The organism is Streptacidiphilus sp. PB12-B1b, assembly GCF_014084125.1.
Taxonomy (GTDB): Bacteria; Actinomycetota; Actinomycetes; order Streptomycetales; family Streptomycetaceae; genus Streptacidiphilus.
This window is the reverse complement of the sequence record NZ_CP048405.1, coordinates 2,335,266-2,354,868: the sequence shown is the minus strand read 5'-3', so window position 1 is coordinate 2,354,868 and position 19,603 is coordinate 2,335,266. Positions and strand designations below refer to the sequence as shown.

Annotated in this window: 17 protein-coding genes and 1 riboswitch; of the genes, 2 read left to right on the top strand and 15 right to left on the bottom strand. The window is 73.9% G+C overall.

Annotation, left to right across the window (positions count from 1 at the left end; translation table 11 throughout):
* The first annotated feature begins 5 nt into the window (after positions 1 to 5).
* Both GXW83_RS10625 and GXW83_RS10620 read left to right on the top strand, forming a co-directional pair.
* Positions 6 to 653, top strand: coding sequence for a uridine kinase (locus GXW83_RS10625; RefSeq protein WP_182442828.1), 648 nt, complete (start codon positions 6 to 8; stop codon positions 651 to 653).
* 599 nt (positions 654 to 1,252) lie between these two features.
* Complete coding sequence (locus tag GXW83_RS10620) at positions 1,253 to 3,211, top strand: AAA family ATPase (protein ID WP_182447217.1); 1,959 nt, start codon at positions 1,253 to 1,255, stop codon at positions 3,209 to 3,211.
* A 42-nt stretch (positions 3,212 to 3,253) separates the two neighbouring features.
* Here GXW83_RS10620 and GXW83_RS10615 read toward each other — a convergent pair whose 3' ends face one another.
* The 15 genes from GXW83_RS10615 to GXW83_RS34815 form a co-directional block, all read right to left on the bottom strand.
* Positions 3,254 to 4,477: an ABC transporter permease gene (locus GXW83_RS10615; protein WP_182442827.1), complete on the bottom strand. Its 1,224-nt coding sequence runs from the start codon at positions 4,475 to 4,477 to the stop codon at positions 3,254 to 3,256.
* The gene (locus tag GXW83_RS10610; RefSeq protein ID WP_225446885.1) at positions 4,474 to 5,433 is read right to left on the bottom strand and encodes an ABC transporter ATP-binding protein; all 960 of its coding nucleotides are present in this window, start codon (positions 5,431 to 5,433) and stop codon (positions 4,474 to 4,476) included. The genes GXW83_RS10615 and GXW83_RS10610 overlap by 4 nt, the downstream gene beginning before the upstream one ends.
* Before the next feature lie 127 nt (positions 5,434 to 5,560).
* Complete coding sequence (locus GXW83_RS10605) at positions 5,561 to 6,622, bottom strand: hemolysin family protein (protein ID WP_182442825.1); 1,062 nt, start codon at positions 6,620 to 6,622, stop codon at positions 5,561 to 5,563.
* A complete protein-coding gene (locus GXW83_RS10600) occupies positions 6,619 to 7,962 on the bottom strand; it encodes a hemolysin family protein (protein ID WP_182442824.1) in 1,344 nt (447 codons plus the stop codon). The genes GXW83_RS10605 and GXW83_RS10600 overlap by 4 nt, the downstream gene beginning before the upstream one ends.
* A 94-nt stretch (positions 7,963 to 8,056) precedes the next feature.
* Entirely contained in the window at positions 8,057 to 8,524 is a 468-nt protein-coding gene (locus GXW83_RS10595; RefSeq protein ID WP_182442823.1) for a PH domain-containing protein, read from the bottom strand.
* A 64-nt stretch (positions 8,525 to 8,588) separates the two neighbouring features.
* Positions 8,589 to 9,437 (bottom strand): ATP phosphoribosyltransferase, encoded by an 849-nt coding sequence (hisG, locus tag GXW83_RS10590; RefSeq protein ID WP_182442822.1) that lies wholly within the window; start codon positions 9,435 to 9,437, stop codon positions 8,589 to 8,591.
* Positions 9,438 to 9,542: 105 nt separating this feature from the next.
* Positions 9,543 to 9,812, bottom strand: a complete 270-nt coding sequence (locus tag GXW83_RS10585; RefSeq protein WP_182442821.1) for a phosphoribosyl-ATP diphosphatase — start codon at positions 9,810 to 9,812, stop codon at positions 9,543 to 9,545.
* A gap of 69 nt (positions 9,813 to 9,881) precedes the next feature.
* Positions 9,882 to 10,367, bottom strand: a complete 486-nt coding sequence (gene ribH / locus GXW83_RS10580) for a 6,7-dimethyl-8-ribityllumazine synthase (RefSeq protein WP_182442820.1) — start codon at positions 10,365 to 10,367, stop codon at positions 9,882 to 9,884.
* Between the two features lie 76 nt (positions 10,368 to 10,443).
* Positions 10,444 to 11,745: a bifunctional 3,4-dihydroxy-2-butanone-4-phosphate synthase/GTP cyclohydrolase II gene (locus tag GXW83_RS10575; RefSeq protein WP_182442819.1), complete on the bottom strand. Its 1,302-nt coding sequence runs from the start codon at positions 11,743 to 11,745 to the stop codon at positions 10,444 to 10,446.
* The gene (locus GXW83_RS10570) at positions 11,742 to 12,398 is read right to left on the bottom strand and encodes a nicotinamide mononucleotide transporter family protein (protein ID WP_182442818.1); all 657 of its coding nucleotides are present in this window, start codon (positions 12,396 to 12,398) and stop codon (positions 11,742 to 11,744) included. The genes GXW83_RS10575 and GXW83_RS10570 overlap by 4 nt, the downstream gene beginning before the upstream one ends.
* Before the next feature lie 4 nt (positions 12,399 to 12,402).
* Positions 12,403 to 13,080: a riboflavin synthase gene (locus GXW83_RS10565; RefSeq protein ID WP_182442817.1), complete on the bottom strand. Its 678-nt coding sequence runs from the start codon at positions 13,078 to 13,080 to the stop codon at positions 12,403 to 12,405.
* Positions 13,081 to 13,251: 171 nt separating this feature from the next.
* A riboswitch (FMN riboswitch) is annotated at positions 13,252 to 13,381 on the bottom strand.
* A gap of 80 nt (positions 13,382 to 13,461) precedes the next feature.
* Positions 13,462 to 14,133: a response regulator transcription factor gene (locus GXW83_RS10560; protein WP_182442816.1), complete on the bottom strand. Its 672-nt coding sequence runs from the start codon at positions 14,131 to 14,133 to the stop codon at positions 13,462 to 13,464.
* Positions 14,130 to 15,347 (bottom strand): sensor histidine kinase, encoded by a 1,218-nt coding sequence (locus tag GXW83_RS10555; protein WP_182442815.1) that lies wholly within the window; start codon positions 15,345 to 15,347, stop codon positions 14,130 to 14,132. The genes GXW83_RS10560 and GXW83_RS10555 overlap by 4 nt, the downstream gene beginning before the upstream one ends.
* A 62-nt stretch (positions 15,348 to 15,409) precedes the next feature.
* Complete coding sequence (gene ybaK / locus GXW83_RS10550; protein WP_182442814.1) at positions 15,410 to 15,916, bottom strand: Cys-tRNA(Pro) deacylase; 507 nt, start codon at positions 15,914 to 15,916, stop codon at positions 15,410 to 15,412.
* A 91-nt stretch (positions 15,917 to 16,007) separates the two neighbouring features.
* Positions 16,008 to 19,418 (bottom strand): glucodextranase DOMON-like domain-containing protein, encoded by a 3,411-nt coding sequence (locus GXW83_RS34815; RefSeq protein WP_182442813.1) that lies wholly within the window; start codon positions 19,416 to 19,418, stop codon positions 16,008 to 16,010.
* Between the last annotated feature and the right edge of the window lie 185 nt (positions 19,419 to 19,603).

Here is a 19,603-nt window from a genome sequence, read left to right as displayed (position 1 = left end):
GGATCATGCCCCCCAGCGACCTGCCGCCGCTCGGCCCCCTCGCCGCCCGCCTGCGGGCGCTGCCGCCCTCCTGCGGGCCGGTGCGGCTGGTCGCCGTGGACGGGCACGCGGGCTCGGGCAAGACCACCTTCGCGGCAGCCCTGAGCCGCGCCCTCGGCGGCGCAACCGACAGTACCCCGGACAGACCACCCGGCGGGTCGGACGCTGCGCCCGTCGTCCACCTGGACGACCTGGCCACCCACGAGCAGCTGTTCGCCTGGACCGGTCGGCTGCGGGCCGAGGTGCTGGAGCCGCTGTCGCGCGGGGAGACCGCGCGCCACCGGGTGTACGACTGGACGGCGCGGCGCTTCGACGCGCTGCGGGAGATCCCGCCCGCGCCGGTGGTGCTGGTCGAGGGGGTCGGCTCGGGCCGCCGCGAGCTGCGCCCGCTGCTGGCGGCGCTGGTCTGGATGGACCTGCCCGCGGCCGTCGCCCGGGCCCGGGGCGAGCAGCGGGACGGCCCGGCGCTGGCCGGCTTCTGGCAGGGCTGGGCCCGGGCCGAGGCGGCGCACTTCGCCGCCGACCCCAGCCGTCCGTACGCCGATGTCCTTGTGCACGGGGCGAGTTGGGAAATCCGCGGACAGGCCGATCCGTCCTCCGGCCACTCCCGGTAATCAGAACAGCCTGGCGTACGTTGGCTGTCCGACAACCAACGTAGGCGCCGACCGCCGCGCCCCGGCCGCGCCGGTACCGGCGCCGGGCAGCGCGGGCCGGGCTGCCGGGATCCCCTTGACCAGCGTTGCGGACAGCAACTACGTTCTCCTCAGCGCAGTTGGAGGCATGACAGCGCTCCGCGATCGCGGGGCGTCGGCCGTTCCCCCGTGGCCGACGCCCCGTCCCCTTTCCCGCGCCCGGCGGGCACCGCGACCGTGACTCCCCGTGTTCGCCCGGTATCCGGCGCCCCGCGGACACGACCCCGACTACCGGCCACACTGCGCCGATCACGGCGCGACACCCTTTCGGATCAGCACCGCCCCGGTACGATGCCCTCAGAGCGTACGGGCGACTGGCGTGCGCTGGTGGGCCGTCACAGATGTTTTGCCTGCAGGGTTCCGGTACGCGCGGCCGTGGTGCTCAGCGACGCGCGGGGCCTTGGTGCTTGGGTCGGGGGCGACCGATACGGCAACGCGCAGCAGGGGGCTGACCGGTGGGGACTGAGGTAAGCGACAGCAGGGGGTCCCGCAGCCTGGCGGACCGGGCCTGGCTGCGGGCCATGGACGCCTACGCCGCAGGCGCGTACACCCGCGCGGAGGAGGAGTTCCGCGCCGCCGTGCGGATCGATCCGGGGATGGCCGATGCCTGGCTGGGCCTGCACGCGCTGCGCTCGGAGACCTCGGCCGCGCTGCTGGCGATGCAGCGCAACCGGGACCGCTTCGGCGAGCAGCGCCGCCGCCACCGCCGTCCGCTCAGCTCCTGGTACTGGCTGGGCTGGTGGGTGCAGCCGGTGCTGGAGGACTCCCGGGACCTGGCCCTGGCCCACGCCTCGCACTGGCTGGACGGACGCCACCTGCCGGAGCTGGAGCGGGCGCTGTCCGAGTGCCCCCCGGCCGACCACGACCGCTCGGTGCGGTTCCTGCACGCCTGCCGCTCCTACCTGTTGAAGGACTGGGAGCAGCTGATCCGGGACACCGACAGCCTGCTGGACGACTCGCTGCTGGGCATCGAGGCGGGCCTGTTCGGCGGCATGGCGCGGGTCCGGCTGGACATGTGCGGGCAGGCCGAGCTGCCGCTGGCGACCTCGCTGGCCCGCTGCCGCTCGGAGCAGCCGCAGCGCAAGGAGCTGCGCTACTGGCTGGCCCGGGCGTACGAGGGCGGCGGGCGCAGCGCGGCGGCGGTGTCGCTGTACCGGGCGGTGCACCGGGTGGATCCGGGGTTCATGGACACCTCGGCGCGGCTGGCCGCGATCACCGCCGAGGACGGCGTGGATCCGGCGCTGCTGGAGGCCCCGGCCCCGCCCGGGTTCCAGCGCCCGCGCCACGCGGGCGAGCCCGGCGCCTCCGGTCCGCGCCCGCTGCCCGGCGGCACCGGCCCGGGCCCCGACCTGGGCCCGGACCTGGGCGGCGAGTTGGGCGGCGATCTCGGCGGCGACCTGGGCGGCCTGGGCGAACAGCCGTACGAGGGCGGCTACTTCGACGCGCTGACCGATCCCGGCGCGGGCGAGGGCCCGCTGCTGCCGGGGCTGCTGGACTCCCCGCCGGCGCCGCCGGTGGCCGATCCGGACGCCCCCGAGGAGCCCTCGGCGGGCGGAGCCGGGGCCCGGCACCGGGCGGCGCTGTCCGCCGCCTCCGCGCCGCCGGGGCCGGGCCTGCGCCCGGAGCGGCCGGGGCTGGACGCCGCGCTGGCGGAGCTGGAGCGGATGGTCGGCATGGAGCCGGTCAAGCGGCAGGTGCTGGCACTGTCCGCGCAGCTGCGGATGGCGCAGTTGCGCAGCGAGCAGGGCCTGCCGGTGCAGCCGCCGAAGCGGCACTTCGTCTTCTCCGGCCCCTCGGGCACCGGCAAGACCACCGTGGCCCGCATCCTCGGCCGGGTGTTCTACGCGCTGGGGCTGCTCTCCGGCGACCACCTGGTGGAGGCCCAACGGGCTGATCTGGTGGGCGAGTTCCTGGGGCAGACGGCGGTGAAGGCGAACGAGCTGATCGACTCGGCGCTGGACGGCGTGCTGTTCGTGGACGAGGCCTACAGCCTGGCCAACTCCGGCTACAGCAAGGGCGACGCGTACGGCGACGAGGCGTTGCAGGTACTGCTGAAGCGCGCCGAGGACAACCGGGACCGGCTGGTGGTGATCCTGGCCGGCTACCCGGAGGGGATGAACCGGCTGCTGGCCGCCAATCCGGGGCTGAACTCGCGGTTCACCAGCCGGGTGGACTTCCCCAGCTACCGTCCGGCCGAACTGACCTCGATCGGCCAGGCGCTGGCCGGGGCCGACGGCGACTTCTGGGACGAGGAGGCCACCGAGGAGCTGCGCTCCATCTGCGCGCACGTGGTCCGCGAGGGCTGGATCGACGAGCTGGGCAACGGCCGCTTCATGCGCACCCTGTACGAGAAGTCCTGCGCCTACCGGGACTTGCGGCTGTCGATGATCAGCGAGCCGCCGACCAGGACCGACCTGGCGACGCTGCGGCTGCCCGATGTGCTGCAGGCGTACGGGGAGTTGATCGACGGGCGGGGGTGAGCCGTCTCCCCCCGCCCGCGCCCGATCACAACTGACGCGACGTCAGGCCGCCTTCAACGCCTCCCGAAGCGGCACCCGGGAGCCGCTGCGCAGCACCGAGTTGCGGTAGATCCGGGCCGCGAAGCGCAGCAGCAGGACGGCGAACACCACCGCCAGCGCCAGTGACAGGGCGATCTGCCAGGCCGGCGCGACGCCCATGGCGATCCGCATCGGCATCAGCACCGGTGCGAACGGCGGCAGCATGGACAGCCAGGTCACCAGGGTACTGCCGGGGTCGCTGGGCACCACCGAGATGCCGACCACCCAGGCCAGGATCAGCGGCGCCACCGCCGGGAAGGTCAGCCCCTGGACGTCCTCCTGCCGGGAGACGGTGGCCCCCAGCGCGGCGAAGACCATGGCGTAGATGGCGAAGCCGACCACGTACCAGAGCAGCGCCCAGGCGACCGTGCCCAGCGAGCTGCCCAGGGAGATGCTCAGCTGCCCGGTGCCGACGCCGACCAGCACGCCCAGCACCGCCGGGACGCCGATCTGGAGCAGGCCCAGCAGGCCGGTGCCGATGACCTTTCCGGCCAGCAACTGCCAGGGGCGGATGGCGGCCAGCAGCAGCTCCACCACCCGGCTGGACTTCTCCTCGACCACGCCCTGGGCGACGATCTGCCCGACCAGCATCAGCGACATGTACATCAGCAGGGCCGCGCCGATGGCGATGATGATGTGCTGGCCCTGCTGCGGGTCGTTCGCCTTCAGCGGGGTGACCTGCACCTGGGAGGCGGAGGCGGCGCCGAGCGCCCGCTGCGCGTCGGCCGGGGCGATGCCGAGCCGGGCGAACTGCGCGCCGAGCACCTGCTCCTGGTCGACGACCTGCAGCAGCTGCCGGGTGGAGTCGCCGAGGGTCTTGTCGACGGTCGCCTGGATGGAGCCGGACGGGCCGGTCTCGGCGAGCACCGACACCGTCCCGGCGCCGACCTCGGCCACTCCGGCGCTGTGGTCGGCGACGGTGCTGACGGTGACCTTCTGGCCGAGTTCGGCGGCGGTGGCGCGCAGCGTCGCCGACAGCGCGGTGTCCGAGCGGACCACCGCGATCTTCGTCGGCCCCGGGGTGAGGTTGACCAGGTGCAGGATGATCGGCAGCGCCACCGCCGCCAGGGCGGTGATCACCAGGGTGATCAGGTACGCCTTGGAGCGGATCCGCACCCGGATCTCGCGGGCGGCGACCAGGGCGACCGCCTCCCGGGAGCCCAGCTCCAGCCCTGTCGAGTCGCTCATGCCGCCGCCCCCGTCTGCTCGGTCCGGTCACTGTCGGCTGCGCCGCTGTCGGCCGGGTCGCTGCTGACCACGTGACGGAAGAGGTCGGTGAGGGTCGGCAGCCGCCGGGCGAACTCCCGGACCGGCCCGGTGGCCAGGGCCGCCCGGAGCACCGCTTGGTCGTCCGCGCCGTCGGCGAGGGCGAGCAGCGTGCGGCCGCCCTCGCGGCCGGTGACGGTGACCCCGGCCAGGCCGTCGGCCCAGCCGTCGGCCGCCTCCGGCGCATCCACCACCAGCTCGGTGGTGCCGCTGCCGCGCAGCTCGGGGACGGTGCCGTTGGCGACCATGGAACCGGCCCGGACGATGCCGACCCGGTCGCACAGCCGCTCGACCAGCTCCAGCTGGTGGCTGGAGAAGATCACCGGCACCCCCTCGGCGCACTTCTCCTTGAGCACCGCGCTCATCACGTCCACAGCCACCGGGTCCAGCCCGGAGAAGGGCTCGTCCAGCACCAGTATCTCGGGGTCGTGCACCAGCGCCGCCGCCAGCTGGACCCGCTGCTGGTTGCCGAGGCTGAGCTTCTGCACCTCGTCGCCGACGCGGTGGTCCACGCCGAGGCGCTCGGTCCAGTCCCGGGTGGCGCGGGCCGCGTCGGCGCGGCTGAGGCCGTGCAGCCGGGCGAGGTACTCCAGCTGCTCGCCGACCTTCATCCGCGGGTAGAGGCCGCGCTCCTCCGGCATGTAGCCGATCCGGCTGCGGGTCCGCAGGGTGACCGGCGCGCCGTCCCAGCGCACCTCCCCCGCGTCGGCCGCCAGCACCCCCAGCATGATCCGCATGGTCGTGGTCTTGCCGGCGCCATTGCTGCCGACGAAGCCGAAGATCTCCCCGGCTCCCACCTCGAAGGTCATCTCCCGCAGCGCGACCGTCTCGCCGTAGCGCTTGGAGAGCCCGTCGACTGCCAGTTTTCGATCACTCACGTGCTGTTCCTCGTCCCCCATGGCGTCCCCCATGGCCGTCCGCTCACTCCGCAATCGGGATCCGATCAGGCACGATCATCCCCCACCACCCGCACTGGTGTACGGCATTTGCGCGCCCGGGTCATGTTCAGCGGGCGGCCGGCTGGTGGTCCGGGTCGTGGACCTCGCCGACCAGCTCCTCCAGCACGTCCTCCAGCATGACCAGGCCCAGGGTCGCCCCCTCGGCGTCCACCACCGAGGCCAGGTGCGAGGCGGCCCGGCGCATGGCGCCCAGGGCGTCGTGCAGCGGGGTCAGCTCGGGCAGCGCGATGATCCGCCGCCACAGCCGCGGCGGCACCGGGGCCTCCCGGTCGTCCAGCTCCAGCACGTCCTTGACGTGCAGGTAGCCCAGGAATCCCGCGCGGTCCGCGCCCCGGTCCGCGCCCGCGTCGACCAGGGGGAAGCGGGAGAAGCCGGTGCGCACCGCCAGCTCCTCGATCTGCCGGGGCGTGGCCGAGGGCGCCGCGGTGACCAGCTGCCCCGGCGCCATCAGCACCTCGCGCACCGGCCGCAGGCCCAGCTCCAGCGCGTCCTCCAGCCGCTCCTGCACCAGGCTGCCGAGCAGTCCGGCGTCGTGCGAGTCGTGCAGCAGGTGGGCCAGCTGGGTGCTGGTGTAGACGGACTCCACCCCGTCCTTGGACTCCACCCCGATCAGCCGCAGCAGCAGGTCGGCGCAGGCGTTCAGCAGCCGGATCACCGGCCGCAGCGGGCGGGCCAGCGCCGCCAGCGCCGGGCCGAGCAGCAGCGCGGAGCGCTCCGGGCCGGCCAGCGCGGCGTTCTTGGGCACCATCTCGCCGACCACCATGTGCAGGGTGACCACGATCGCCAGCGACACCGCGAAGGCCAGCGGATGGCTGAGCCCGTCCGGGACGCCCAGCGCGTGGAACGGCCCCTCCAGCAGGTGGGCGACGGCCGGTTCGGCGAGCGCGCCCAGCAGCAGCGAGCAGACGGTGATGCCGAGCTGCGCGGTGGCCATCATCGCCGAGAGGTGCTCCAGCGCGTACAGCACCGTCCCGGCGCGGCGGTCGCCCGACTCGGCGACCGGCTGGATCTGGCTGCGGCGCACCGAGACCAGGGCGAACTCCGCGCCGACGAAGAAGGCGTTGCCGAGCAGCAGCAGCACCGACAGGCCGATCTGCAGCGCGCTCACCGCTCCCGCTCCCGCCCGGCCGGGGCCCCGGCGGCGTCCGCCGCGCGGACCAGCAGCACGCTCTCGGTGCGGTGCCGGTCGACGGCCTGCACGGTCAGCCGCCAGCCGGGCAGCTCGCAGTACTCGCCGGGCTCGGGCAGCCGCCCGAGCAGGTCGGCGACCAGTCCGGCGACGGTCTCGTACGGGCCGGGCGGGGCGTGCAGGCCGATGGAGCCCAGCTGGTCCACCCGGCAGCGGCCGTCCGCCTCCCACGCCTCCCGGCCCCCGACCGGCTCGACCGGGCGCAGCTCGGCCCGCTCGGCGGCGTCGTGCTCGTCCAGCACCTCGCCGACCATCTCCTCGATGATGTCCTCCAGCGTGGCCACCCCGGCGGTGCCGCCGTACTCGTCCACCACCACCGCCATGGGCTGGGCGCGCCGCAGCAGTTCCAGCAGGCGTTCGGCCGGGAGCGTCTCCGGGACCAGCAGCGGCGGCGCGGCCAGGGCGTCCACCAGCACGGCGGGCCGGCGGTCGACCGGGACGGCGAGCGCGTCCTTGAGCGTGACCACGCCGATGACCTCGTCGATGCCGTCCCGGTAGACCGGGAACCGGGAGAGGCCGGTGGCCCGGGTGAGGTTGAGGACGTCGGCGGCGGTCGCGGACTCGTGCAGCGCCGAGACGTCCACCCGGGGGGTCATCACGCTCTCGGCGGTCAGCTCGCCCAGGCCGAGGGTGCGCACGAACAGGTCGGCGGTGTCCTCCTCCAGCGCGCCCTCGCTGGCGGAGTGCCGGGCCAGGGCGACCAGCTCCTCGGCGCTGCGGGCGGACGCCAGCTCGTCGGCGGGCTCCATGCCCAGGGCCCGGACGATGGCGTTGGCCAGGCCGTTGAGCAGCACGATCAGCGGTCGGCAGACCGTGGAGAAGACCCGCTGCGGACCGGCGACGGCGCGGGCCACCTGGAGCGGCCGGGAGATCGCCCAGTTCTTCGGGACCAGCTCGCCGACGACCATCTGCAGGACGGTGGCGAGCAGCAGCCCGAGCACCACCGCGACCGGGTGCACCGCGCCGCCGGGCAGGCCCGCCGCGGTGAGCGGCGGACCGAGCAGCCGGGCCACGGCCGGGTTGGCGAGCATGCCGACCAGCAGCGAGGTGACGGTGATGCCGAGCTGGGCGCCGGAGAGCTCGAAGGAGAGCGTGCGCAGCGCGGCCAGCACCCTCCCGGCGCGCCGGTCGCCCCCGCCGGCCGCGCGTTCGACGGCTCCGCGCTCGACGGTGACCAGGGAGAACTCGGCGGCGACGAACAGCCCGTTGGCGAGGATCAGCAGCACGGCCACACCGAGCAGCACCCAGGCGGTGGTCACAGAGGTCCTATTCGAGAGTTTTTCCTACAGAACATGCAGATATGGAAGCGTCATCATTTTGACATATGTCGGATCATCGGTGCCCGGTCCGGGGTCAGCGCCGCGCGGTCCCGTAGGCGTCGACGCAGGCCCGCAGCTCGCGGGCGGCGCGGACGGCCTGGCGCCGCCCGGAGCCGGGCTGGATGGCGACCACCGCCAGGGTGCCGCCGTCCGCGAGGTCGAGCACCACCCACGGATCGCCCTGGCGCAGGTTGACGCCCAGGATCTGGGGCCACTCCAGGCGCCGCCGCCGGACGAAGTTCACCACCGTCACCCCGTGCCGGTCGGCCCGGGCCACCGGCCGCGCCAGCACCGCCAGGACCAGGGCGAACAGCAGCCCGGCGACGGCGATGCCGACCCGGTCGTGCAGCTGCCAGTCGTCCGGGCCCAGCGCCCCCATGCCGCTGAAGAACACCAGGCAGAACAGGGCCGAGCCGAGCAGGACCACCCGGGTCAGCACCGGCTTCCAGCTCCTGGGCAGCGCGGGCGGTCCCAGGGTCGTCCGGCTCGGCTGGACGCTCATGCGGGGCCTCCTCGACGACGGGGACCGCGGGACCGCCGGACCGCGGGGCTGCCCGGGCGCGGGGCTACAGGCGGCAGGCGTGGATGTTGGTCACCAGGATGGCGCGGGCGCCGATGGCCCACAGATCGTCCATGATCCGCTGGGCCTCGCTGCGCAGCACCATGGACCGCACCGCGACCCAGCCCTCGCTGTGCAGCGGCGAGACCGTGGGCGACTCCAGGCCGGGGGTGAGCGAGACCGCTTCCGCGACCCGCTCGGCACGGATGTCGTAGTCCATCATCACGTACCGGCGGGCCACCAGGACACCCTGCAGACGCCGCAGGAACTGGTCCACCCGGGTGTCGGCCTCGGCCCCGGTCGGGCGGACCACCACCGCGTCCGACACCAGGATCGGTTCGCCGAAGACCTCCATCCCGGCGTTGCGCAGGCTGGTGCCGGTCTCCACGACGTCCGCGATCACGTCCGCGACGCCCAGCTGCACGGCGGTCTCCACCGCGCCGTCCAGCTTGGTCACCGCGGCGGCGGTGACGCCGTGCTCGGCCAGGTGCTGGGCGACCAGTCCGGTGTAGGAGGTGGCGATCCGCCGCCCCTCGAGGTCCTTGACGTCGGAGGCGACCCCGGCGGGCGCGGCGAAGCGGAAGGTGGAGCCGGCGAAGCCGAGCGCCAGCACCTCCTCGGCCTCCGCGCCCGAGTCCAGCAGCAGGTCGCGGCCGGTGATGCCGACGTCCAGCCGACCGGAGCCGACGTAGATGGCGATGTCGCGGGGGCGCAGGAAGAAGAACTCCACGCCGTTCTCCGGGTCGACCAGCACCAGCTCCTTGGAGTCCTTGCGCTGGCGGTAGCCGGCCTCATGGAGCATCGCGGACGCCGGCTCCGAGAGAGAACCCTTGTTGGGGACGGCGATGCGCAGCATGGGAGTGACGCCTTTCGTGGAGGGGTGTGCGGGATCCGAACATGCGAAGAGCGGGGCACCGGTACGTGCTCGGTGCCCCGCTCCCGTGAAACCCAAGGGCGGGGTCTACAGATGGGTGTAGACGTCCTGCAGGGTGAGGCCGCGCGCGACCATCATCACCTGAACGTGGTAGAGCAGCTGGGAGATCTCCTCCGCGGTCCGCTCGTCCGACTCGTACTCGGCGGCCATCCAGACCTCGGCGGCCTCTTCGACGACCTTCTTGCCGATGGCGTGCACGCCCTGCCCGACCAGCTCCGCGGTGCGCGAACCCGGCTCGCCGGTGGCGGCCTTCTGCTGGAGCTGGGTGAACAGCTCCTCAAATGTCTTCTGAGCCATGATGCGTCACACCCTACGCGCTCCGTTCCCCGGGACGCGCGGGCGTCCCAGGGAACGGACGGCGACGCCTCAGCGGGTCGGCGCGCCCAGGCCGCGCAGCAGCGCGGCGGTGGCCAGCGCGGCGGTCGTGGCCTCGAAGCCCTTGTCCTCGCGGGAGCCCTCCAGCCCCGCCCGGTCCAGCGCCTGCTCCTCGTTGTCGCAGGTCAGCAGGCCGAAACCGACGGGGACGCCGGTGCTGACGGAGACCTCGGTCAGCCCCATCGTCGCCGCCTCGCACACATAGTCGAAGTGGGGGGTGCCGCCTCTGATGACGACGCCGAGGGCCACCACCGCGTCGTAGCCGCGCTCGGCCAGGCCCTTGGCGACCACGGGCAGCTCGAAGCTGCCGGGGACGCGCAGCACCGTCGAATCCTGGACGCCGTACTCCTTCAGCGCCCGGCGGGCGCCGTCGATCAGCCCGCCCATGACCTGCTCGTGCCACTGGGACGCGATCACCGCGACCCGCAACTCCCGGCAGTCGTCCAGCTCCAGCCGGGGTGCTCCCTCGCCGCTCACGGGTGTCTCCTTCGTTCCGTCGTCTCTGGTCAGTGCTGTGAAAGCCGGTGGTGCCGTGTGAAAGCTGCCGGGGCCGTCAGGCGAGCCAGGGCAGGTCGTGGCCCATCCGGTCGCGCTTGGTGCGCAGGTAGCGCAGGTTGTGCTCGCCCGCCGGGGTCTGCACCGGCTCCCGGCCGGTGACCTTCAGCCCGTGCTCCTCCAGGGCGAGGCCCTTCTCCGGGTTGTTGGTCAGCAGCCGCACCGAGCGCACGCCCAGGTCGTCCAGCATCCGGGCGGCGGCGGCGTAGTCGCGGGCGTCGGCGGGCAGCCCCAGCTCCAGGTTGGCGTCGACGGTGTCGTGCCCGGCCTCCTGCAGCTGGTAGGCGCGCAGCTTGTGCAGCAGGCCGATGCCGCGCCCCTCGTGGCCGCGCAGGTAGAGGACGACGCCGCGGCCCTCCTCGGCGATCCGTTGCAGCGACGCCTCCAGCTGCGGGCCGCAGTCGCAGCGCAGCGAGCCGAAGACGTCCCCGGTGAGGCACTCGGAGTGGACCCGGACCAGGACGTCCTCGCCGTCCGGCAGCCGCCCCTCGGCGTCCAGGCCGCCGGCCACCAGGGCGATGTGCTCGACGCCGTCGGGCTCGCTGAGGTAGCCCAGCGCGGTGAAGGCGCCGTGCGCGGTCGGCAGCGCGGTGACGGCGGCGCGGGTGACCGCCCGCTCGGTGCGCCGCCGGTAGGCGATGAGGTCCTCGATGGAGATGATCGCCAGGCCGTGCCGCCGGGCGAACGGCACCAGCTCGGGCAGCCGGGCCATGGTGCCGTCGGCGTTGGCGATCTCGCAGATCGCCGCGACCGGGCGCAGCCCGGCCAGCCGGCACAGGTCGGGACCGGCCTCGGTGTGGCCGTTGCGGGTGAGCACGCCGCCCTCCCGGGCGCGCAGCGGGAAGATGTGCCCCGGGCGGGCGAAGTCGTCGGCCACGCTGGACGGGTCGGCCAGCAGCCGCATCGTCAGCGCCCGGTCGGCGGCGGAGATGCCGGTGGTGGTGCCCGCCTTGGCGTCCACGGTGACGGTGAAGGCGGTGCCGTGGCTCTCGGTGTTCTGCTCCACCATCTGCCCCAGCCGCAGCCGGTCCAGGTCGGCGCCGGTCATCGGGACGCACACCAGGCCGCGGCACTCGTTCATGGCGAAGGCGACCAGCTCCGGGGTGGCCAGCTCGGCGGCGAAGACGATGTCGCCCTCGTTCTCCCGGTTCTCGTCGTCCACCACGACCACCGGGCGCCCGGCGGCGATCTCGGCGATGGCCAGCTCGACGCTGTCGAGCCGCAGGTCCTCCTGCGGGGCCCCGCGCTGCGCGGACAGGACGTCGGTGAGGGCCTCAGGCAGTTCGGTGACGGTACTCATACCGTGACTCCTTTCGGTGCGGCCACGCGCGGCTGCTGCGGGGTGCGGGTGCGCAGCCACCAGGAGCGCATCCCGGCGACCACCAGGACGAAGTAGACGATGTACACCAGGCCGGAGAAGGCCAGGCCGCTGTGGAAGGCCAGCGGCACGCCGACCACGTCGACGGCGAGCCAGGCGAACCAGAACTCGACCCAGCCGCGGCCCTGCGCGACCATCGCCGCCAGCGTCCCGACGAAGATGTAGGCGTCCGGCCAGGGCGCCCAGGACAGGTTGTAGTGCTGGAACAGCAGGGCCGTGCCGACTGTTCCGGCGGCGGTGCCGGCGACCAGGGCCGCGCGCTCGCCCCAGCCGGCGAAGCGGACCGCCAGCCCGTCCCGGCTGCCGCCGCTGCCGCGCTGCCACTGCCGCCAGCCCCAGAGCGAGACCACGACCACGACGACCTGCTTGCCGACGCCGCCGCCGAGGTGCGCCGAGGCGTAGGCGGCGACCAGCACCAGCCCGGAGAGCAACTGCACCGGCCAGGTGGCGAGCGACCGGCGCCAGCCCAGCGCCAGCGCGGCCAGGCCGAGCAGGTTGCCGATCATGTCCGACCACTTGATGTGCTCGCCCAGCAGGACGAACGCCTGGCTGTTGAGGTCGTTGACGAAGCCCATGCCGTCAGGCCCCCGTCCCCGGCGCCGGTGCCGGCGTGGAGTCCAGCGTCGCCGCGCGGTCGCCGAGCAGCCGCTCCACGTACTTGGCCAGGACGTCGACCTCCAGGTTGACCGGCTCGCCGACCTGCTTGGCGCCCAGCGTGGTGTGGGCCAGGGTGGCCGGGATGAGGCTGACCGTGAAGGAGTCGGCGGGGGCCTCGACCACGGTGAGGCTGACGCCGTCGACCGTGATGGAGCCCTTCTCGACCAGGTAGCGGGAGAGGTCGGCGGGGAGGCTGAAGCGCAGCACCTCCCACTGCGGGCTGCCGTCCGCGCCGGGCTCGCCGGGGCTGCGGGAGAGCAGCACCGCGGTGCCGTCCACATGGCCCTGCACCAGGTGCCCGCCGAGGCGCGCGCCCAGCGCCATGGCGCGTTCCAGGTTGACCCGCGAACCGGGGCGCAGCGCGCCGAGGCTGGAGCGGCGCAGCGTCTCGGCCATCACGTCGGCGCTGAACTCGCCCGGCGCGGCGGCCAGTTGCTCGTCGGTGTCGAGGACGGTGAGACAGACGCCGTTGACGGCGATGGACTGTCCCTCACGGGCGTCCGCGGTGGTCAGCGGTCCGCGCAGGCGGATGCGCGAGGAGTCCCCCAGGTCCTGGATCGACAGGACCTCGCCCAGCTCTTCGATGATTCCGGTGAACATGCTGCTCTCCTCCGCAGGGCCCGAAACGCGGCTCCGGGGCTCTGGGAAGAGAGAAAGCGGACGGCACGGTATGCCGCGGGCACGGTCGCGCGGGGGCGGAAGCGGTCGTCCGGCGACCCCGCGAGCGGGGAGGCGGACGCGCGCACACCGCGTGCGACACAGCCCTGTCCGCCGCGCACTGCCTCCCATCCGGACTTTCACCGTCGGTCCAGGAATTTCACCTGGTCAACCGGCCGCTGGAGGCGGTCGGGTCGCGGACTGTACCGCCGGTTCGGAATTACACCGACCCCGGAGTGCGCAAACGTCTACTACACCGGCCAGTCTGCCATGATCCGGCCGTGCTTGGGCAGGCCCCCGGCGGCCCGGGCGCTGTGGAGTGCGTCACCTCTCGCCGGGGCGGACCAGTCCGGTCTCGTAGGCGAGCACCACCAGCTGCGCCCGGTCGCGGGCGCCCAGCTTCAGCAGCGCCCGGCTGACGTGGGTCTTGACGGTCAGCGGGCTGACCGCGAGGTCCTCGGCGATGTCGTCGTTGGAGGCGCCGGTGGCGACCAGGGCGACGATCTCCCGCTCGCGGTCGGTGAGCACGGACAGCCGTTCGGGCGCCGGGGTGGGCCTGCGGTCGGGCTGCGCCAGGAACCGCGCGATCAGGCTCTGGGTAGCCAGCGGGGACAGCAGCGACTCGCCCCGGGCGACCACCCGGATGGCGTCCAGCAGGTCGCCGGGCTCGGCGCCCTTGCCGAGGAAGCCGCTGGCCCCGGCGCGCAGCGCCTGGAACACGTACTCGTCCACCTCGAAGGTGGTCAGCACCAGCACCCGGACCCCGGCCAGGTCGTCGTCGGCCATGATCTCCCGGGTGGCGGCCAGGCCGTCCAGCTCCGGCATCCGGATGTCCATCAGCACCACGTCGGCGCGGGCCGAGCGGGCCAGCCGCACCGCCTCGTGGCCGGTCGCGGCCTCGCCGACGACCTCCAGGTCGGGGGCGGAGTCCACCAGGACCTTCAGACCGGCCCGGACCAGGATCTGGTCGTCCGCCAGCAGCACCTTGATCGTCATGCGCTTCCGTTCACCGCAGTCATCCGAACGGCCTGCGCCGTCCGGGCCAGGGGCAGGTCGACCCGCACCCGGAACCCGCCGTCGGGGCCGGGCCCCGCGCGGAAGCTGCCGCCGACCGAGGCCGCGCGCTCGCGCATCCCGATCAGACCGTACCCGGTGCGGTCCGGCGAGCCGGACGGGCCCGGGCCGCGGTCCTCCACCTCGATGCTGAGGGCGTCCCGGCGGTAGGCCAGCCGCAGCGTCGCCGCGGACGTCCCGGCGTGCTTGCGGACGTTGGTCAGCGACTCCTGGACGATCCGGTAGGCGGTGAGGTCGACGGCGGCGGGCACGGCCCGGCGCTCGCCCTCGTCGTGCCGGTCCACGCGCAGCCCGGCCCGGTCGAACGACTCCAGCAGCGAGGGCAGTTGGCCCAGTCCCGGCGCGGGCTCGTTGGGCGCGTCGCTCTCGTCGTTCTGCCGCAGCACGCTGACGGTGGCGTTCAGCTCCGACAGCGCCGCCCGCCCGGCCTCGCGGACGTGCGCCAGCGCGGCCCTGGCCTGCTCCGGCTGGCTGTCCAGGACGTGCGAGGCGACCCCGGCCTGGACGTTGATCAGGGCGATGTGGTGGCCGACGATGTCGTGCAGCTCGCGGGCGATCCGCAGCCGCTCCTCGGCGACCCGGCGCCGGGCCTCCTCGTCCCTGGTGTGCTCGGCCCGGCGCGCCCGTTCCTCTATGGCGGCAACGAAGGCCCGGCGGCTGCGGACCGCCTCCCCGGCGGCGACGGCCAGCGCGATCCAGGCGAAGGCGACCGCGTTGACGGTCTGGTTCCACGCCTCGGTGGAGCGGTCCCAGCTCATGATGCCCAGCGCCAGCACCGACAGCCCGCCGACGGCCAGCGCCAACCGCCGCTCGACGGTGGAGGAGACGGTGTAGACGGCCAGCGCCGAGCCGAACAGGATCGGCCCGCGCACGGTGCCGACCACCATGATGCCGAGGGTGCCGACGACGCTCACCGCGAGCACCGCCACCGGGTAGCGGCGGCGCCAGACCAACGGCCCGAACACCGGCACCCCGCCCACCGCCAGCACGCTGCTCGGGTCCAGGTCGGACCATTCGCTCGGGTGGCCCCAGACCGGGGCCACCAGCATCACGACGTAGAGCGCGACTGCCAGGATCCCGTCCGTCCAGTACGGGTGCGCGCGGGCGAGCGCGCGGCAGCTGCGGAGGAGGTGCATCCCCCTACCGTAGCCACCCGGGGCAAACCGCTCCTCCGCCGCGACGCCGAGGCGGCCGTACTTCAGGTGGCGTACGCCCGGCCCACGGCAGCGACCACCGCAGTAGTCAGCGCCACCAGCTGCCGGGGGTCCAGCTCGACCTCCAGCCCGCGGCGTCCGGCCGAGACGAAGACGGTGGGGTGGTCCAGCGCGCTGCCGTCGACGACGGTGCGCAGCCGCCGGCGCTGGCCCAGCGGCGAGATGCCGCCGCGGACGTAGCCGGTGCTGCGCTCGGCGGCGGCCGGATCGGCCATGGCGGCGTGCTTGCCGCCGACGGCGGCGGCCAGCGCCTTGAGGTCCAGCTGCCCGGCGACCGGGACGACCGCCACCACCAGCGCGCCGTCCACCTCCGCCAGCAGGGTCTTCAGGACCCGGCCGGCGTCGACGCCCAACACCCGTGCGGCCTCCTCACCGTAGGAGGAGGCCGCCGGGTCGTGCTCGTACGCGTGGACGTCGAACTCCACGCCCGCGGCCTCCAGGGCCACCGTCGCCGGGGTGCCCTGGCCGCCGCGCTTCGCCTTCTTCGCCATGCCGGTACGGTACGGGCCGGCCGGCGCCGGAGCGAAGCGGTTTCGGCGCGACGCGGTCGGCCGGCGGTCGGCCGGGGACGACCGGGGTCGGCTAGGGGACGGTCACCCCCTGCAGCACGACCGGGCCGAGGGTGCTGTCCAGCTCGGTCGCCTGGGAGACGCCGGGCGGGGTGAGGGTGTCCATCACCTTGGCGACGCTGCCCGGGTCGGCCGAGCAGATCGGCTGCGCACCGCCGGCCGGGCAGACCCCGAAGGAGTAGGGCTGCGCGGTGGCGGTGAAGGCGCGGGCCAGGTCGGGGCTGTAGCCGTCCTGTCCGGCCAGCGCCAGGGTGAAGGTCCAGCCCGGGCCGGGGGTGCCGAACTCGGCCTCGGGCAGGGCGATGGTGATGGTGTCGGACACCGTCGAGGCGACCACCGCGCTGACCGTGCCGACCTGGTTGTTCGCCGCGTCCACCCAGACCGGGGAGGCGAAGCCCTGGACCTCCAGCCGCTGGCTCCAGGCGTCCGCCGGGGCGATGGTGTAGTTGCGCGAGGGATAGGGCGCGGCCGTGGAGGTGGCGGTGGCGGCGGGGTCGTGCACGTACACGTCGAGCAGCTGCGCGCCCATGGTGTTGCCGAAGGTCGGGGTGAGCGACTTCAGCGTGGTGCGCAGGTAGACCGTGCCGCCCTGGGTGACCACCTGGAACCGGGTGAGGTCGAAGGAGCCCGGGGTGAAGTCCGCGGCGGTCGGGTACTGGTAGGTGCCCGGGCCGTTGTCGTCCCCGGCCGGGTCGGCGACGTCCAGCACGGTGGTGCCGCCGGTGATGTCGCCGACGACGGCGGTCTGCGCGTAGCCGGTGGCCCCGGCGGCCGTGGTGGCGGCGGCGGTGATCTCGTCGGTGCCGAAGCCGATGCCGACGACGGCGCTGAACGCCCCGGTGGCGTCGGCGGTGGTGCTGACGGTGGCGGCGGGCGCCCCGGTGTCGGTGTCGTCGGCGTCGATGACCACGGACGCGCCGGGCGCGGCGGTGCCGGTGACGGTGGCGGTCGAGGCCTCCAGGGTGGTGCCGGAGGCGGGCGAGGTCAGCGTGAGCGGGGTCGCCGCGGGGGCGCCGTGCGTGACGTAGCGGGCGGTGGTGAGCTGGGGCCGGTCGACGGTACGGCCCTGGCCGAGGTCCACGATCAGCCGCAGCTCCTGGGCCTGGGCCCAGGTCAGCGGCGAGGCCGAGCCGGCCGCCTGGCCGTCGGTGAAGCCGATGGAGGCGCTGGTCGGGTCGCTGCCGTAGGGCGAGGCGGGCAGATCCGGGTCCTCCCAGACCTGCTCGGGCACCAGGCCCACGCCCGAGGCCGACTTGATCATGAAGGAGAGCAGTGAGGCGGCCGTGCTCCGGTCGCCGGTGGCGATGGCGGACTCGGCCCGCTCGCCGGAGAGCACCGGCCACAGGTGCCCGGTGCCGACGTCGGTGGTCGGCCAGGGCTCGCCCGGGGTGGTGCAGGAGGTCTGGCTGAGCGTGGTCGAGCAGTCGCCGTAGCCGTCGGCGCTGCCGTCTGACGCGGCGTCACCATAGCGGTAGTAGCCGGTCCCCGAGGGGGTGCTCACCGCCAGCTGCTTGTCCAGCACGCCCAGCGAGTTGGTGAAGTCGGCGTCGGTGGCGGGGAGTTCGCCCAGCCGTACCAGCTCCTGGAAACCGCCGTCCACGACTGCGTCCTGACGGAGCGTCGGGGCGCCGTTGCCGAGGCTGTAGCTGGTGGAGGCGTTCGGGTCGCCGGTCTTGGACAGCCGGATGAAGTAGGGCGAGCTGCTGTCCGGGCCGGTGCCGGTGACTGTCCAGTTCTTGATGTTGCGCTGGAAGTCGTCGGCGGCGGCCTGGTAGAGCCGGGCGTCGGCGCTGTCGCCGTGCTGCCGGGCGATGGCGGAGGCGGCGGTCAGCCCGGCGATCTCGGCGGCGATGGTCGAGGGCGAGTAGCCGGACTGCTCCTCCCAGCGCTCGACGCCGTAGGAGGGGCCGTGCGCGACCAGGAAGTCCGCGGCGGGCTTGATGTGCTGGGTCCACAGCGCGCTGTCGCCGGACAGTCCGGAGAGGTACGCCATCAGGATCGGGTACGCCGTCTCGTCCAGCTGGTCGCCCCCGGTGTCCGGCGCGGCCTGGCCGTTGACCAGCGAGTTGCGCGGCAGCTCGCCGTCGGGCAGCTGCTGCCGGTCGAAGAGGAACAGGGTGGCGTCGCGGGCGGTGGCCACGTCGCCGTCGGCCATCAGCCCGGTGAACGCCTCGTACAGGTCGCGGCCGAAGACCTCGCGGTAGGAGCCGTAGTACACCGGCTTGCCGTTGACCAGCGTCCCGGCGTTGACGGCCTGCCCCCAGGGCGAGGCCAGCGAGGCCACGACGGCCCCGGGGAAGGTCTTGTCCTCGCTGGCCTTCAGTACGTCGGCGTCCAGGAAGTACGTCCGGCGCACGGTCGCGGCGGGGATGCCCGGCAGCGAGGCGGGCGGGTGCGCCAGCGAGCTGTCATAGGCCCGCCAGCCGTCGGTGTAGGCCCGCTCGACCTGGCTGAACGGCGTGCGCAGCGAGGCGGCGGCGGTTGCGGTGGCCTGCGCCTGGCTCCGTCCGAAGCCCAACGCCAGGGTGATGTCGTCACTGTGACGTGGCGTCACTTCTTCGGTGGCGACGATGTGCCCGTCCGGCGCGGAGGTGGAGATGTCACCGGGGGTGAGCGCGTGGTCGGCGTCCAGCTGGGTGAGGCCGTCGCCGGCGGTGCCCGCGTAGCCGACCGAGGCGGTCCCGGCGGTGCTCGCCGCCAGGTCCATGTAGGTGGGCACGGCGTAACTGCGGTTGCTCGCCTCGGTGGCGGTGTTGGTGCTGAAGACGACCGGGGTGCGGGTGGCCGCGTCCACCACGCCGGTGTTGGCCCCGGCGTTCTGCTGCCCGCCGCCGCCGTCGCCGTTGACGTGCGCGTCCAGCCGGGCGTACACGTGCAGCGCGCGGACGTCGACCCGGCTCCCGGGCAGGGCGCTGAGCTGGGTGTGCATCAGCACGGTGTCGCGGGCCGGGTCGGTGACGTAGACCGTGCGCAGCCGGTAGCCGTGCTTGGCGTCGGTGGAGGTGACCGTGCAGGCCATGCCGGAGTCGTCCGACTGGACGGTGTAGCTCATGTCCCGGGTCTGCAGGTCGGTGAAGGTCGAGCCGTCGGTGACGACGTACTGCAGCGTGCTGACGTCGGTGTTGTCGACCGTGGGCTCGTAGACGTCGGAGAGCACGCCGTCGGCGACGGTGTACCAGACCTTGGAGGCGGTGTTCCGGGCGGTGCCCAGGCAGTCCTTGCGGGCGAGGTCGAAGTACGAGGCGGCGCCCGGGCCGCCGGCGGCCGTCGCGCCGGGCGCGGTGGCGGCGGCCGGTGCGGCTGCGGCGGCCGGTGCGGGCCGGGCGGTGGGGGGCGCGGCGTGGGCCGCTCCGGCCCCGGCGGCGAGCAGCGCGAGCGCGGCGCCCGACGCCAGCGCGGCCGCCCGTCGTGGGTGTCGAATCATGGTTCCCCTAGGAGTGAGGGTGGGACTCGCAGAAGGGCAGGCTGGGTGGACCGCTCTGCGGTTGGAGGGGGAACCGCAGCTCTTGCGTAAGCCGTTGCAAGAACCGTCATGAAGGTACTCGGGTGCCGACGGCGCGTAAAGAGACTCGCGCGTAAGAGGCCGACGCGTAAGGCGTGCAGGCAAAG

What these genes read in the sequence shown, in the direction of transcription:
- GXW83_RS10625 (WP_182442828.1), top strand. Translation starts at nt 6, where the DNA reads ATGCCCCCCAGCGACCTGCCGCCGCTCGGCCCCCTCGCCGCCCGCCTG.
- GXW83_RS10620 (WP_182447217.1), top strand. Translation starts at nt 1,253, where the DNA reads ATGGACGCCTACGCCGCAGGCGCGTACACCCGCGCGGAGGAGGAGTTC.
- GXW83_RS10615 (WP_182442827.1), bottom strand. Translation starts at nt 4,477, where the DNA reads ATGAGCGACTCGACAGGGCTGGAGCTGGGCTCCCGGGAGGCGGTCGCC.
- GXW83_RS10595 (WP_182442823.1), bottom strand. Translation starts at nt 8,524, where the DNA reads ATGAGCGTCCAGCCGAGCCGGACGACCCTGGGACCGCCCGCGCTGCCC.
- hisG (WP_182442822.1), bottom strand. Translation starts at nt 9,437, where the DNA reads ATGCTGCGCATCGCCGTCCCCAACAAGGGTTCTCTCTCGGAGCCGGCG.
- GXW83_RS10585 (WP_182442821.1), bottom strand. Translation starts at nt 9,812, where the DNA reads ATGGCTCAGAAGACATTTGAGGAGCTGTTCACCCAGCTCCAGCAGAAG.
- GXW83_RS10575 (WP_182442819.1), bottom strand. Translation starts at nt 11,745, where the DNA reads ATGAGTACCGTCACCGAACTGCCTGAGGCCCTCACCGACGTCCTGTCC.
- GXW83_RS10570 (WP_182442818.1), bottom strand. Translation starts at nt 12,398, where the DNA reads ATGGGCTTCGTCAACGACCTCAACAGCCAGGCGTTCGTCCTGCTGGGC.
- GXW83_RS10565 (WP_182442817.1), bottom strand. Translation starts at nt 13,080, where the DNA reads ATGTTCACCGGAATCATCGAAGAGCTGGGCGAGGTCCTGTCGATCCAG.
- GXW83_RS10560 (WP_182442816.1), bottom strand. Translation starts at nt 14,133, where the DNA reads ATGACGATCAAGGTGCTGCTGGCGGACGACCAGATCCTGGTCCGGGCC.
- GXW83_RS10555 (WP_182442815.1), bottom strand. Translation starts at nt 15,347, where the DNA reads ATGCACCTCCTCCGCAGCTGCCGCGCGCTCGCCCGCGCGCACCCGTAC.
- ybaK (WP_182442814.1), bottom strand. Translation starts at nt 15,916, where the DNA reads ATGGCGAAGAAGGCGAAGCGCGGCGGCCAGGGCACCCCGGCGACGGTG.
- GXW83_RS34815 (WP_182442813.1), bottom strand. Translation starts at nt 19,418, where the DNA reads ATGATTCGACACCCACGACGGGCGGCCGCGCTGGCGTCGGGCGCCGCG.